This is a genomic window from Chryseobacterium sp. RLHN22, assembly GCF_051011795.1.
Taxonomy (GTDB): Bacteria; Bacteroidota; Bacteroidia; order Flavobacteriales; family Weeksellaceae; genus Chryseobacterium; species Chryseobacterium zhengzhouense.
On sequence record NZ_JBPCHW010000017.1, the window covers coordinates 66,085 to 80,764 of the forward strand.

Genomic DNA, 14,680 nt, shown 5'->3' on the forward strand with positions numbered 1-14,680 from the left:
TGATTAAGCCTTTTTCAGCTTATACCCTTATCATTTTTCATCCGAAAACTTGTATTTATCGGTAGGTTTTTCTATATTTAAAGAACAACTTACTTTTATGAAAAATCCTGTACTTTTAATTTTTCTCTTATTATTTCTTGCAAACTGCGACAATAAAGACAAAGCAAATGATTTGGCTTTGAGAGAACAGCAGTTATTGGATAAAGAAAAAACATTCGCCCAAAAAGAAGCAGAATACCAGTCTCTTCTGAAAATGAGAGACAGTATTTTTAACAAACAGCATTCAGATTCGGTCAAAATTGTAAAATGGCCGGATGAAATTGCAGGGACCTGGACAGGAAAAGTAATCTGTACAGAATCCAATTGCAGCGATTATGTCGTAGGCGACCAAAGAACAGATACCTGGGAATTTGCAAGTGATTCGACACAGCTTTTCAGTAAAATCATCAACAACAATAATTTGGTCCGTTTATACACGGGTAAATTTGAAAATAATGAGGTGAAACTCAATTTCAAAACAGATTCCACCGCAAAAAAACAGGTAGATATGAATGTTCTTCTGAATGATATTTCAGACACCAAAATGAAAGGTGTAAGAACCATTGCCGTTGATAACTGTGTAGCAAAATTCTCTGTTGAACTGGTACGTTCTAAAAAATAGACACAAATGACTTTACTAAGCATACACAACCTCAGTCTTCCCATTGAAGATCCGGTACTCAAGTTTCTTTTGGTGCTTATCATTATTCTGGCAGCACCACTTTTACTCAACAAAATCAAAGTTCCTCATTTGTTGGGATTGATTATTGCCGGAGCAGTAATCGGTCCGAATGGATTCAATGTTTTGGCAAGAGACAGCAGTATTGTGGTTACCGGAACCACCGGATTACTGTACATCATGTTTTTGGCGGGACTGGAAATCGACATGGGAGATTTCAAGAAAAACAAATGGAAGAGCCTTACATTTGGGCTTTACACCTTCATTGTTCCTTTTGTCTTAGGTTATTTAGGGGGAATTTACATTTTAGATTTCTCAGTATTAACTTCCATTCTTTTTGCAAGTTTATTTTCATCGCATACATTAATTGCCTATCCTTTAGTAAGTAAATTAGGAATCGCCAAAAATACTGCAGTCAACATTACCGTTGGCGGAACTATGATTACCGATGTTCTGGCGCTTTTGGTTCTTGCCATTATCGTTGGGATGTCTCAAGGTGAGGTGGGAACAGAATTCTGGGTAAAACTTTCAGTTTCCTTTACAGTATTTGCACTGATTGTCTTGCTGATTTTTCCCATCATCGGAAGATGGTTTTTCAAAAAGGTTGACGATAAAATTTCACAATATATTTTTGTATTGGTGATGATCTATCTTGCGGCTTTACTAGCAGAATTTGCGGGTGTTGAAGCAATTATCGGAGCTTTCTTTGCCGGATTGGCTTTAAACAGACTGATCCCGCATACTTCTTCATTAATGAACCGTGTAGAATTTGTCGGAAACGCCATATTTATTCCTTTTTTTCTGATCAGTGTAGGAATGCTGATCGATTTTAAAGTTTTTTTTAAGAGCTGGGAAACTCTGGAAGTGGCAGCAATAATGCTCGTCGCATCCATCGGAGGAAAATATCTTTCTGCAGTTGCTACCCAAAAGACATTCCGGCTTTCCAAAGAAGAAGGAAGACTTATTTTCGGACTCAGTTCAGCTTCTGCGGCAGCAACTTTAGCATCTGTAATGGTGGGGTACAATATTATTCTTTCCGAAACCGAAACAGGAGAACCCATCAGGTTATTGAACGAACATGTGCTTAACGGAAGTATTTTACTGATTCTCGTTTCCTGTACCATTTCATCGTTCATTTCAATGTCTAATGCTCAAAAAATTGCAGAACAGGATAACGAAGAAACCATTTCTGGAAATAGTCATGAACAGGAAAATATTCTGTTAGCTTTAAATTATGAAGCCACTGTAGAACGGATGGTCAATCTGGGAATTCTAATTAAAGCTCACTCCAATACAGAAAATCTATTTGCTTTAAATGTAATTAATGAAGATAAAAACGAATCTTCCGTAAAAAATGCCGAGAAACTGCTTCATCACGCTACAGATGCCGCAGCAGCAGCCGATGTAAAAATAACGCCATTAAAAAGATATGACAATGATGTTGTAAATGGGGTAAACAACGTCATTAAAGAACAAAATATCACCGATCTTATTATTGGTCTTGAAGATGAAAAAGGTTTTTCACCATCTTTCGCATTTAATCTTTACAACGGGTATTTGCAAAGTGAAGACGTTAATGTTTTAGTATATCATACTGCACAACCTTTGTCTACCATAAAAAAATATGCCGTGATGATTCCTGAAAAAGCCCATCAGGAAGCCGGATTTTTTCATGCACTTCTGAGAGTCTGGAACATAGCCAGAAATTCAGGAGCGACAATCACGTTCTATGCGTCTGAAAACATTCTGGAAATTTTACAGAGAATCATTAAAAAAGCCAATATTGAAGCAGAGTTCATCATTATGAGCACCTGGAAAGACGGTGAGAAAACAGCCACGGAATTAAAAGCTGATGAAGCGCTGATTGTTTTCATGGCGAAAAGAGGAATGAAATCTTATATTCCGCAAATGCGGTTGATCCCTGAACTGCTTAATAAATACCTTAATGATAAAAACTATTTACTGATTTTCCCATTTTCAGAGTTTGATACAAGCAGCTCAGAAAAAAGAGCCGTAGGAAATCATGATGATTTTATGGAAATAGGAAATGTGATTAAGAGAATTTTCAGGTAAATTTCAATTTAGATTTTGTTTAGCATTTTAAAAATATTATTTTTGCAAAAGTTTTGAATGACTCTATGGTCATTAGATCAGAATTGGTAGAATTTTTCTTCGCTTATGAAGATAGCATTTACCATCCTCTCAGAGCTACAAATTTTATATCATGCCGGATTTGAAAATTCAAGAAGCAAAACTGCTTTTTAATAAAATTCGCTCCAACCCAAAAAGTTATGATTTAAAAACTAGTACGGAAGGGATTACAGGCAAGGATGACAAAATTAGTTTCAAGCTTTACAGGAACGGAGAAAGAAGTATTTTTGAGGTAACCATCGACGGACTTACTTTCGCCAACTCTACCGGGGAATGGAATAATGCTATGATCATGCTTGAAAACATCATCAAAAAGATAGAAAAAGAAACTGAAAATAGTAAAGTACAACAGGCCTTAGACAAGCTTAAAAAGTACCTTTCAGAAGAAAACTAAAAATATTTAAAAAAAACTAAAAATAAATTTGGTGGGTAACGAAAAAGTCTATACATTTGCACTCACATTTAAACGATATGGCTAATCATAAATCAGCACTTAAGAGAATAAGACAAAACGAAGTTAGAAAAGTTCGTAACAGATACTATCACAAGACTGCTAGAACAGCAATGAAAGTCTTGAGAAATGAAGAGAACAAAGCAGCTGCATCTGAGCAATTGCCTAAAGTTATCGCTTTATTAGATAAATTGGCTAAGAAAAACATTATCCACAAAAATAAAGCAGCTAACTTGAAAAGCAAATTAACTAAGCACGTTAATAAATTAGCGTAATTATATAGTTGGCCCGTTCGTCTATCGGTTAGGACCTCAGATTTTCATTCTGGTAAGAGGGGTTCGATTCCCCTACGGGCTACTAATTTTAAGAGTTGTAAACTTATAAAAACAAAAACTAACACATAATCTTCGGATTGTGGAAGATAGAGGGCCCGTTCGTCTATCGGTTAGGACCTCAGATTTTCATTCTGGTAAGAGGGGTTCGATTCCCCTACGGGCTACAAAAGAGATTTCAAATTGAAATCTCTTTTTTGTTTTAAGTATGATTAAAATTATTGTTGAAATTATTGGAAATAAATTTTAAAGCTATACCTTTGTAATTCATCAGATGATATGATGTTTTTATTATGCAGATTCAAAGAAAGACTTTAGCGGAAGAAGTAGCAGAAAGATTGATCGAAGGAATTTCCAACGATGAATATGCTATTGGCGAGAAGCTACCTATTGAACCTGAGCTGATGAAAATCTACGGTGTCGGCCGTTCGACAATTCGCGAGGCGATTAAAATTTTATCTATCAAAGGAGTTTTGAGCGTTCAGCAAGGTGTAGGAACTTTTATCGTTTCTAAAAATGCTCAGGAATCATTAGCAACTCAAATAGATAAAGCAAAATTGGAAGACGTATTTGAAGTGAGATCCATACTTGATGCAAAGATTGCAGGAAAAGCAGCGATTTATCGTACGGAAAAAGATTTGGCTGCTATGAAAATGTATTTAAATCTAAGAAACTCTTTAGCTGCCGAGAAAAAACCTTTAGAATGTTATGAAGCAGATGTTAATTTTCACGTTTCCATTGCGAAAGCCTGTGGAAATAGTCTGTTGAAAGAAATCTTCATTGTTGCGAGCAAACATATTCTCAGCTCTTTCGAAAACCGTCATAATAATGATACGGAACCTTTCAAAATTTCACAGAAGATACATACCGATCTTTATTTAGCCATTGAAAGTCAGGATTCGAAAAAAGCTGAATTTATCGCTCAACAGATTGTTGACCGAATTTATTAATTAAAATTTTTTTAACAAAATTCATCAGATGATATGATGAATTATTATTTAATATTATGGAAAATATAAATACCAAAACCATTGACACGAGCAAAATTGTTTATCCGATTTTGTTTATGATTAGTTTTTCGCATTTTTTAAATGACCTCATCCAATCAACAATTCCATCACTCTATCCGATTCTGAAAGGAGAATTCAGATTATCATTCGCACAGATTGGAATCATCACTTTGGTATTTCAATTGACAGCTTCCATTTTGCAGCCATTCGTGGGAATTTATACCGACAAAAAACCTAATCCAAGATCTTTAGCGATTGGAATGGGATTATCGATGGCAGGATTACTTTTATTGGCAGCTGCTCATGAATATTATGTGATTTTAATTTCAGTCGCATTAATCGGAATGGGCTCATCCGTATTTCATCCTGAAGCTTCAAGAGTAGCACAATTGGCATCGGGCGGACAAAAAGGTTTGGCCCAGTCGATATTTCAGGTTGGTGGAAACTCAGGAAGTGCAATAGGACCGTTGTTGGTGGCTCTAATTATACTTCCTTTAGGGCAAGGTTATGTGGGATTATTTGCCATCGCAGCCTTCATTGGAATCATCGTGCTATGGAAAATCGGAAATTGGTATGCTGAAAGATTATCATTAAAGAAATCAGCAAAACATCCGAGTGATATCATTGAAATACAGTTATCCAGAAAAAAAGTTTTGTTCTCGATTAGCATTTTATTGGCATTGGTATTTTCAAAATATATTTATCTGGCTTCGATGACAAATTATTTTACCTTTTTCTTAATCGATAAATTCCATATTTCGGTACAAGATTCACAACTTTATTTATTTATTTTCTTAGCAGCAGTTGCAGTCGGAACAATTCTGGGTGGAAAATTGGGTGACAAATATGGAAGAAAGAAAATTATCTGGATTTCGATTTTGGGTGCAGCACCATTTACACTTTGCCTACCTTATCTTCCGCTATTCTGGACTATAATTTTTGCTGTTTTAATAGGATTAATCATTGCTTCAGCATTTTCAGCCATATTGGTTTATGCCACAGATTTAATGCCCAATAAAATAGGTTTGGTTGCTGGATTATTCTTTGGGTTTATGTTTGGAATGGGCGGAATTGGTTCTGCTATTTTAGGAGCCATCGCAGATGACACGAGTATAGAGTATGTATTTAAAATCTGTGCATTCTTACCATTAATGGGAATTATCACTGCATTTTTACCTAATATAAAAGGAAACAAAAAATAATATTTTCAAAAAAAATTAGAATCTTAGGTTTAAATTTTTCGCTTGAATTAATTTGCCCTAAAATTCTAATTTTCTATATCTTTTAAATCCCAAAATTCAAGAAAATACTGAATCTTGATTTCGCTTCAATATCTCTTCCTGCCAAATTGGTATAAGTTGGAAGCATCAATTCAGTTCCTAAGCTCAGCTTTTTAAAAGATGCTTCAAAACCTAACTTTCCATACAGAGCACTTCCGGCTGTGTTGGGTAAAATCTCATCAAATTGTTTATTTCTGTCATAAACTTCACCTTGAAAACCTACTTTTCCGGAGAAAATGATTCTATCATTTGACAAAATCTGATAAAATCCGGTTGCCGAATAATTCCACTGATTGCCGAACTGGTAATGCTCTTTGTTCTCAGTTTTAATAGTATAATCGGTGTTGAGAAGCACAGCCAGCTTATCTTTTTGAAATCTGTAATTCAAAACCGCCTGATAATCCCAACTTCCCGTTCCCAACTGAAAACTCGGATTGACACCTGAAATTCCTTTTTCATCAAATTTTCCGAGCGGAACTTTCACACCTACTCCACCGTTCAACTCGTGCGTATTGTCTTTTGAGTTGATCAATTTGTAAATCCCCATCAGATTAAAATCTCCGATTCCATTGATACTTATGTCGTCCTGCAAAGTTTTCTTTTCGTGAAAATGAAACGGCAGACTTGCATAAACACCTAATTTCTGAGTCAAAGGAATTTTAGCCCAAAGCTGAATCGTATTGAAATATTGATCTTGCGTTAAATCATTGACAAATAAGTTCTCTTTCGCTTTGTAATGCTGGGCAAAATATTTAATTCCGATAAATTGGGGATTCAAAAGAGATTCGAAACCCGAAGAGCCATTTCCGGCAGCACATCCGCAAGCATCACATTCGTTAAACAAAATTTCATCATGAAAATTATTCGAAATAAATAAACTGTCGTTGATGGTTTTTGCCTGATTCAAATTAAATAGAATCAGGCTTATGATAAAAAATAATTTCTTCATTTTAAACAAAATTATTCCGCAAACTTCGGATTGGTAATAAAATTTTTGTCTGACAAAGTTTTGAGAAACGCTATGATGAATTGCTTTTCCTGAGCATTCATCGCAATTCCGATGTGGTTGTTCTGCTTCAGTTGCGGATCGAGATTAGGATTATCTTCTACACTGTCTGAATAGAAATTGAGCACCGCTTCCAATGTGTAAAATCTTCCGTCGTGCATGTAAGGTGCAGTGTATTCTACATTTCTCAAACTCGGAACTCTGAATTTCATCCAATCGTTTTGATCCAATGTCACCCGATGTCTTCCCGCATCTTTGAACTGTGTGTTATAATACATTCCCGTATTTCTGAAACTTTCATCGGTAAATAATTCTCCACTGTGACATGATGTACATTTCTGCTGAAACAAAGCCATTCCCTGAGATTCTTCTGAGCTTAGATTTTCTTTTCCCTGCTTGAAACGGTCGTACTTTGAGTTTGCTGAAATCAAAGTTGCCATAAACTGTGACAATGCTTTCAACACTCTTTCTCCAGTAATATTTTCATCGCCGTAAGCTTGTTTAAACAACTTTTTATACAAATCATCTTTGCTGAGTTTTGCAATCACTTCAGGCATCGAGCTGTCCATTTCATTCGCATCTGTAATCGGAATAATCGGCTGTTCATTTAAATTATGAATTACTCCGTCCCACATATACCGTTTCAGGAAAATTATATTCTGAATGGGTGGAGCATTCCTGATTCCCAATCTGTCATCGATTCCGTGGCTTACATTGTGACCGTGATGGGTAAATGCATTTTCCTGAATATGACAGAAGCCGCATGAAATGGTATTATTCCTCGAAAGTCTGCCTTCGTAAAATAATTTTCTACCGAGCTCCACCCCGTTTTTTGTGATGGGATTTTCTGATTTGTCGAAAGTCATTTCCGGAAAATAAGGCGGAAACTGAAGATTGACTGCTTCGTCTTTTTCCAAAGGCTGAATAATTTCTTCAGAACATGAAATGAAACCCAGAAAAGAAACGATAAGAATTCCTGTTTTAACAATCTGCTTAATCATTGTGAACGTGGTCTACTTTAAACATTTTTATCAGATTATTCGTTACGTTGACCAAATGCTGATTCGAGCCCATTGCCATATCATTTGCTGCGGAAAGACTTATTGCTGTTTCTCCGCTTAAATATTGGTTTAAATCGGCAAGAATATGAATGGAAGGCTTTATTGTTCCCGAAACTCTTGCGGTCGTCGGAAGGTCTAAAGTCACTTCACGATACAAATCCGGAGTATTGTTTGCGGTTACATTTCCCATGTTTCCGGTGTGGTTCATGAATTCTGTGTTGGCAGGGCCTGCTCCATATTTCCCTTCGAGTTTTACGAAAATATATCCTGCAGCCCAAGACCAGGTCAGGCTTTCTTTTTTAGCTTTTTCCCAGAATTCAGCCTGTCCGTTTTGTCCGAGCAGATAAGCGTTCTGACTGATTCCTAATCCGAATTTTATCTTTTTATAATTGTTTTTCGGAACCTCATCTAAATCTACGTAGACAATTCCCGCAACAGCGTTTTCCTGATTGATGATGAAAGCGCCTTTGTCGGGATTATTTTCATGGTATTTGAATTCGTTTCCGTTTTCGTCGATTAAGCTGATGTTGCTGATGACGTATTTTAAGGTTGAAAACTGATGTTTCTGTCCGCTCGACGAAGTTTGCGTGGTTTGATTAAGTACAATATTTCCGAGATTGTTGAATCCGTTTTCAAATTTGAGCTGAAGTTTTCCTTTGGTTTCTGATGATGAATCGTCGTCATCATTGTTTCTACATGATGTAACAGTGAAAAAAGTAAAGGCAATAAAGAATAATGATAAAAATTTATAAATTTTCATGTGAACCGTTGATTTTTAGTTGTAAAATAGTTGATATGCCCCATCGCGATAGGGATGGAAGCGGTTATCCTTTTTTTGGATTCTGACGCAAGGAAGAATCTAAAAAAAGATATGAGCGGACAGCCCGACCCGAGCGGCTGGAAAAGCCTGGGAAAGGGGATCGCCCAAAATAATATGATGGACTAAAAAACCGGTGGTCTGAAAATGGGTTTTAAAAACAGAAACGAATAGCCTGTTTTGTAAAGAAAACTGCAGTGGGAAAAGAGTGACTTTTCTGTATTTTTGACTGCGGTGATTTCGGGAAGAATGTAAATATCAAGTAATTTCTGTCCCGAATTTTTTGTTTTGTGTAGAGGTGAAGAATCTGTATCGGTTGTTTTGGATAATTCTTTGGCCAAATAACATTTTCCGTTACAGTGGAGCGTCACATTTTTCCTATTGACGCAGAGTTCTTGGCTGATGTACTGATAATTTACAGCATACTCCACCAACGGTATCAGAGGCCTGAAAACCGTGAAAAAGGTGAGAAATATGCTGCAAATTAGGTTCAAAAGATTATTTTTTGCTTAATGCTTCGTCGTATCTTCTGCTGATTTCTTTCCAGTTGGTTACATTCCAGATTGCAGTCAGATAATCGGCTCTTTTGTTCTGATATTTCAGGTAGTAAGCGTGCTCCCAAACGTCGATTCCGAAGATGGGTCTTCCTTTTTCTTCCACAACATCCATCAAAGGATTGTCCTGATTGGGTGTTGAAGAAACGAATAATTTCCCGTTTTTATCTACAGAAAGCCAAGCCCATCCCGAACCGAAACGGTCTGCTCCCGCTTTTGCCATTTTTTCTTTAAAAGCTTCCATGCTTCCGAAAGTATCGTTGATGGCTTTTGCTAATTTTGCAGAGGGCTGCGTGTTTTTTTCCGGTGTTAAAACTGTCCAGAATAATTCGTGATTGTAGTGACCACCTGCATTATTTCTTACCGCCATCGGTAAAGTTCCCGCTTTTGAAAGAATCTGAAACAACGTCTGCTTTTCTTGTGGAGTTCCAGCAATGGCTTTATTCAAATTGGCAACATAAGCTGCTGCGTGTTTTGAATAGTGAATTTCCATAGTCTGCGCATCTATATTTCCCTCCAATGCATTGTAAGCGTACGGCAAAGGTGTCTGTTTGAACTGTGCCAACGCAAACTGCGCCGCGAAAACCGCACTTAGTGCAGCGATTTTAAAAATCTTCATAACTTTTTGTTTATATGGTTGAACATTTGTCTGTTGGCTGGAAGATGGGTGTTGGATGATGGAAGTTTTATAGCCTGTTATTGACTTCCTGCATCCAGCTTCAGGCTTCCTGCCTTATTTCAATAATTTTTTTATATCCTCGATCAAGATTTCTCTGTCAGGATGGTACTTGCCGTTTAATTTGGGCATTGTTCCCTCTTTGTCTTCATAATTCAATCCTGAATAATACAAAATCGGCATATTTTCTTTGTTGTAGCGACAACGGATATTTCCTTCCTGATCCACAAGCGCAATCATTCCGCTATGATTGAGATTTTCGCTTTCGTCTTCTTTATCTCCTACATAAATATCGAATTGATCAGCCAAATTTCCAATGTAATCCCGGTTTCCTGTCAGAAAATGCCAGTTCGCAGATTTTGCTCCAATCTTTTTGGCATGTTGCTTTAATAATTCAGGAGTATCATTTTCCGGATCGATGCTGATGGAGATGATGCCAAAATCAGGACTGTTGATTTCATCCTCAATATGTCTCATATTGGTATTCATCACCGGACAAATCGTAGGACATTTGCTGAAGAAAAATTCGACTAAATAGACTTTTCCAAGCATATCTTTATTGGTAATTTTTTTATTGTTCTGGTCCGTCAGTTCAAAATCAGGAACTTTCATTACCGTGTAAAGATTGTTTTTAAAATAGCTCATCCCTATCCCGATTCCCACAAACAACAAAGCAATCACTGCAATCGGAATAATGATTTTGCTTTTCGTATTGTTCTGCTTTTTATTTTTGGGCATACTTCTCAGGATTTTTCTTGAATTCGTCTTTACAGTAAGCACTGCAAAAACCGTACGTTTTTCCTTTATACACTGCTGTATCTTTCATATCGGCTTCCGTTGGCATGTTGCAAATCGGGTCTACAGAATTGGCAAACTTTACTTTTTGAGCGATTGTTTTTGTAGGTGTATTTTTCTTTTTATGCCTTACTTTCGGGGTTTCCTGCGCACAGGCTAATAATGAAACAGACAAAAATGCCGTTAATAAAATCTTTGATTTCATTTTATTTTTAAATTGAAATTAATAATCGTGTTGAATTAAATAATTGGTTTTTAAACTAAATTTAATGTTGGATTGCTGAAATTTGAACCATTAAGATATTTAAGTGGTTAAGATCATTTAAGGAAATCTGATCGATTTTTAAGCAGACTGCATAGAATTTATCGTATTTATAAGAATTTAAATTGATAGATAAATCTAAACGAAGAATTTAGTTTAAATAAAGTTTATGCTAATGGAGGGTGGAATATTCGGGAGAAATATTCTGAAGTATGGGAATCAATATAATCCGAATTGGGATTTTTTAATTGAATATTGGATTGAGAAAATTCTGAGAAAGATAGAATTTCGTGAGACAGAAATACATCCAGACCCGCAATTTTTACATTCTGTCCATTGTTGGATTGCTTTTCTGTTTTTGCCAGTTCTTTTCCGACGTAACATTTTCCTTTACAGTTGGAATCTGCGACATTTCTGTTTTCACAAAGATTTTTTACGATATAATCATAATTAATCACATAGTTTAACATCGGCAAAACAGGACGGATGGCGATGGTAAAAACAATGAAAAAGGATATGAAAAATTTCAAGTATCAAATCTTTAGCACAAATATAGTGTAGAAAATTGAGTTGTGGGGTAATTTATGATGAAAGTCAGGAAAGATGGGTAAGTTGGAAGCGGGGAGTTAGGAGATGGGAGTTTTTTGTTTCCCACAGATGATACGGATTTGCACAGATGTTCGCGTTGATTATTTTTTAATTTGAGTAATTCGCAAGAGATAAGTCTGGGCAAAATTTTTTTTAGTTTTTTATTTCCCACAGATGGCACGGATTTGCACAGATGTTTGCGTTGATTATTTTAAAATCTGCATAATCAGCAAAATCTGCGAGAGATAAGTTTGGGCTAATACCGAATCATTTTTTCTCATTAAAAAGACAACTAATGTCTATCTCTTTTGAGTTTATTTCCCACAGATTACACGGATTTGCACAGATGTTTGCGTTGATTATTTTTAAATCTGCGTAATCTGCAAAATCTGCGAGAGTTAGGTTTTGGCTAAAGTCCATTGAATTATCTTCTTTTTAGATGGGCTAAACCCTATTGAATGAGAAAGTAAACACAAAATCTGTAATCTGCTTATAAACTTCCAGCGCCCAGCTTCCACCATCCCGCCTAATCAAACTTCATTCTCTGAATTCTCACGGCATTTAAAATTGCTAATAAAGCGACACCGACATCCGCAAAAACTGCTTCCCACATCGTTGCCAAGCCTCCGGCTCCGAGGGCGAGAACAATACCTTTTACCGCAAATGCCAAAATAATATTCTGCCAAACGATTTTCTTTGTTTGTTTTCCGATGTTGATTGCCATTGGAATTTTTATGGGTTTATCATCCTGAATCACAATATCTGCTGTTTCAATGGTGGCATCACTTCCCAATCCGCCCATGGCAATGCCGACATCGCTGAGCGCAACAACAGGAGCGTCATTGATTCCGTCGCCAACAAAAGCAACCGACTGATTTTTTGATTTCAGTTCTTTCACTTTATTGACTTTATCTTCGGGTAGCAAATCGCCGTAAGCATTTTCGATTCCTAATTTTTGGGCAACAAAGTCTACCACGGAAGTTTTGTCGCCGCTTAACATTGTTGTTTTTACATTCAGAGATTTAAGCTTATCAATAGTGTGTTTTGCATCTTCTTTTATTGAATCTGCAATCGTAAGATAACCGACAAACTTTTTATCGTAAGCAATTGCTATTAAGGTGTAGACGATATTTTCGGAATTTACATCATAAGAAATATTGAACTGCTGCATTAGCTTTATGTTTCCGACCAACAATTCTTTTCCGTTGATTTCGGCTTTCAGACCTTTCCCCGGGATTTCTTCAACATTTTCCAACTGAATGGAATGATCTATTTCGCCAACAAAATCATGAATGGCTGTTGCAATCGGATGCGTGGTTTTACTTTCCAGAACATTGACCCATTTTAAAATTTCATCTTTATTAAAATCATCATTAAAATGAACTTCCTGAACTTTAAAAACGCCTTCCGTCATCGTTCCGGTTTTATCCATCACTACATTTTGTATGTTGGCGAGAATGTCTAAAAAGTTACTTCCTTTAATTAAAATACCGTTGCGGCTTCCGGCTCCGATTCCTCCAAAGTAACCGAGCGGAATAGAAATAACCAATGCACACGGACAGGAAATCACCAGGAAAACCAAAGCCCGGTACAGCCAACTTTTAAACTCATAATTTTCAACGAAAAAATACGGTAAGAAAGTTATTCCAATAGCCAGAAAAACAACGATTGGGGTATAGATTTTTGCAAATTTTCTGATGAACAATTCTGTAGGTGCTTTTTGAGCCGTTGCGTTCTGAACAAGTTCTAATATTTTACTCAGCTTACTGTCTTTATACGCCGCCGTCACTTTTACCAGACTCATTGAATTAAGATTGATCATTCCTGCTAAAACGGTTTCGCCTTTTACTTTTGTGTCGGGTTTACTTTCTCCGGTTAATGCTGATGTATTGAATGAAGCTTTTTCGGATAATAATTCGCCATCCAATCCTAATTTCTCACCAGATTTCAACTGAATAATTTCTCCGACATTGACTGATTTTGCTTTTACGACTTTCGGTTGTCCGTTTTCTAAAACTGTTACCTCATCGGGACGCTGGTCTAAAAGGGTTTTGATATTGGTTTTTGCTTTCGTCACTGCCATTGCCTGAAAAACTTCACCCACAGAATAAAACAAGATTACCGCAACTCCTTCCGGATATTCGCCGATGGCAAAAGCTCCGACTGTTGCGATTCCCATCAGAAAAAACTCAGAGAAAACATCGCCATTTTTAATACTTTCAAAAGCCTCTTTTAAAACGGGAAAACCAACCGGAATATAAGCGATTAAATAAAAGACAAGGCGAATCCAGCCTATAAACCAAGTGTTTTGTATGAAATTATCGAGACTAATTCCAATCAGCAATAAGACAAAAGAAACGATTGCCGGAAGAAACATCCGGAAAACAGACTGATTTTCCACATCATGAGAATGCTCATGGTCGTGACCTTCGTGATGATTATGTTCTTTTTTAGGTTTTGTACTGCAACATTCTTCCATAACTTAAATTTTTATCAAAATTAGGCCAAACGAGAATGCAACACTATTGCAAACTTTCGAGACAGCTTTCACAGATTCCTTTAGCGAAAAGCCGTATTTCATCAATTCTGAAATTGGTCTGCAAATTGTCGGGAAAGGAAATATCTTCTTTACAGGTGGTCTGTTTACAGATTTTACAGTAGAAATGCAGATGCCAGTCTTTGTGGGTACTTTCGTCGCAACCGTCGTAACAGAGTTTATATTTCGTTGTCGTATTTTCCTGAATGCTGTGAACAATTCCTTTTTCTTCGAAGGTTTTCAAGGTTCGGTAAATGGTTGTCCGATCCGCATTTTCAAAATGATTTTCAATTTCAGACAAAGAAAGAGCTGCTTCCTGAGAGCTTAGAAAGTCGTACACCAAAATCCTCATGCTTGTGGGTTTGGTGTTTTTGTCGATGAGCTTATTTTCGATGTCTGTTTTCATCAGGAGATTTTTAAATATTACTATCTCAAATTTAGCT

17 protein-coding genes and 2 tRNA genes are annotated in these 14,680 nt (G+C 36.5%); 9 read left to right on the top strand and 10 right to left on the bottom strand.

All coding sequences use genetic code 11. From position 1 onward, the window contains the following. Positions 1-97: 97 nt before the first annotated feature. The 8 genes from ACR1PN_RS15835 to ACR1PN_RS15870 all read left to right on the top strand — a co-directional run bounded on the left by ACR1PN_RS15835 (position 98) and on the right by ACR1PN_RS15870 (position 5,864). Positions 98-661 carry a hypothetical protein gene (locus tag ACR1PN_RS15835; protein WP_433980812.1) on the top strand — a complete coding sequence of 188 codons (564 nt, stop codon included), beginning with the start codon at positions 98-100 and terminating at the stop codon, positions 659-661. Positions 662-667: 6 nt separating this feature from the next. Next, entirely contained in the window at positions 668-2,791 is a 2,124-nt protein-coding gene (locus ACR1PN_RS15840; RefSeq protein ID WP_433980813.1) for a cation:proton antiporter, read from the top strand. A 151-nt stretch (positions 2,792-2,942) separates the two neighbouring features. After that, entirely contained in the window at positions 2,943-3,263 is a 321-nt protein-coding gene (locus ACR1PN_RS15845) for a hypothetical protein (RefSeq protein WP_378176640.1), read from the top strand. Positions 3,264-3,340: 77 nt separating this feature from the next. Further along, positions 3,341-3,595 (top strand): 30S ribosomal protein S20, encoded by a 255-nt coding sequence (gene rpsT, locus ACR1PN_RS15850; protein WP_034677968.1) that lies wholly within the window; start codon positions 3,341-3,343, stop codon positions 3,593-3,595. Between the two features lie 10 nt (positions 3,596-3,605). Next, positions 3,606-3,677 (top strand) — tRNA-Glu (locus ACR1PN_RS15855). 70 nt (positions 3,678-3,747) lie between these two features. Further along, positions 3,748-3,819: transfer RNA gene (locus ACR1PN_RS15860), tRNA-Glu, on the top strand. A 126-nt stretch (positions 3,820-3,945) separates the two neighbouring features. After that, the gene (locus ACR1PN_RS15865; RefSeq protein WP_433980814.1) at positions 3,946-4,602 is read left to right on the top strand and encodes a FadR/GntR family transcriptional regulator; all 657 of its coding nucleotides are present in this window, start codon (positions 3,946-3,948) and stop codon (positions 4,600-4,602) included. Positions 4,603-4,658: 56 nt separating this feature from the next. Next, positions 4,659-5,864, top strand: coding sequence for an MFS transporter (locus ACR1PN_RS15870; protein ID WP_433980815.1), 1,206 nt, complete (start codon positions 4,659-4,661; stop codon positions 5,862-5,864). Positions 5,865-5,946: 82 nt separating this feature from the next. Here ACR1PN_RS15870 and ACR1PN_RS15875 read toward each other — a convergent pair whose 3' ends face one another. Genes ACR1PN_RS15875 through ACR1PN_RS15885 form a run of 3 tightly spaced genes read right to left on the bottom strand, consistent with a single transcriptional unit; the run spans position 5,947 to position 8,769 of the window. Further along, the gene (locus ACR1PN_RS15875; RefSeq protein WP_433980816.1) at positions 5,947-6,891 is read right to left on the bottom strand and encodes a transporter; all 945 of its coding nucleotides are present in this window, start codon (positions 6,889-6,891) and stop codon (positions 5,947-5,949) included. An 11-nt stretch (positions 6,892-6,902) separates the two neighbouring features. Beyond that, on the bottom strand, positions 6,903-7,949 hold the full coding sequence (locus tag ACR1PN_RS15880) for a cytochrome-c peroxidase (RefSeq protein WP_433980817.1): 1,047 nt from the start codon (positions 7,947-7,949) through the stop codon (positions 6,903-6,905). After that, a complete protein-coding gene (locus tag ACR1PN_RS15885) occupies positions 7,942-8,769 on the bottom strand; it encodes an MbnP family protein (protein ID WP_433980818.1) in 828 nt (275 codons plus the stop codon). Before ACR1PN_RS15885 ends, ACR1PN_RS15880 begins: the two co-directional genes overlap by 8 nt. A gap of 54 nt (positions 8,770-8,823) precedes the next feature. Between ACR1PN_RS15885 and ACR1PN_RS15890 the strand changes: the two genes are divergently transcribed. Next, a complete protein-coding gene (locus tag ACR1PN_RS15890; RefSeq protein ID WP_433980819.1) occupies positions 8,824-8,955 on the top strand; it encodes a hypothetical protein in 132 nt (43 codons plus the stop codon). On the opposite strand, the gene ACR1PN_RS15895 is transcribed toward ACR1PN_RS15890, so the two are convergent. The 7 genes from ACR1PN_RS15895 to ACR1PN_RS15925 form a co-directional block, all read right to left on the bottom strand. After that, on the bottom strand, positions 8,952-9,320 hold the full coding sequence (locus tag ACR1PN_RS15895) for a hypothetical protein (protein WP_378176618.1): 369 nt from the start codon (positions 9,318-9,320) through the stop codon (positions 8,952-8,954). The genes ACR1PN_RS15890 and ACR1PN_RS15895 overlap by 4 nt on opposite strands. Before the next feature lie 4 nt (positions 9,321-9,324). Beyond that, positions 9,325-9,999, bottom strand: a complete 675-nt coding sequence (locus tag ACR1PN_RS15900) for a superoxide dismutase (RefSeq protein WP_433980820.1) — start codon at positions 9,997-9,999, stop codon at positions 9,325-9,327. 114 nt (positions 10,000-10,113) lie between these two features. Then, complete coding sequence (locus tag ACR1PN_RS15905; protein WP_433980821.1) at positions 10,114-10,794, bottom strand: SCO family protein; 681 nt, start codon at positions 10,792-10,794, stop codon at positions 10,114-10,116. Beyond that, the gene (locus ACR1PN_RS15910) at positions 10,781-11,056 is read right to left on the bottom strand and encodes a YHS domain-containing protein (RefSeq protein ID WP_433980822.1); all 276 of its coding nucleotides are present in this window, start codon (positions 11,054-11,056) and stop codon (positions 10,781-10,783) included. Before ACR1PN_RS15910 ends, ACR1PN_RS15905 begins: the two co-directional genes overlap by 14 nt. A gap of 224 nt (positions 11,057-11,280) precedes the next feature. Then, positions 11,281-11,643 (bottom strand): hypothetical protein, encoded by a 363-nt coding sequence (locus ACR1PN_RS15915; RefSeq protein WP_378176606.1) that lies wholly within the window; start codon positions 11,641-11,643, stop codon positions 11,281-11,283. Positions 11,644-12,227: 584 nt separating this feature from the next. Beyond that, complete coding sequence (locus tag ACR1PN_RS15920; protein ID WP_433980823.1) at positions 12,228-14,180, bottom strand: heavy metal translocating P-type ATPase; 1,953 nt, start codon at positions 14,178-14,180, stop codon at positions 12,228-12,230. Between the two features lie 43 nt (positions 14,181-14,223). Further along, positions 14,224-14,643, bottom strand: coding sequence for a Fur family transcriptional regulator (locus ACR1PN_RS15925; protein ID WP_433980824.1), 420 nt, complete (start codon positions 14,641-14,643; stop codon positions 14,224-14,226). Between the last annotated feature and the right edge of the window lie 37 nt (positions 14,644-14,680).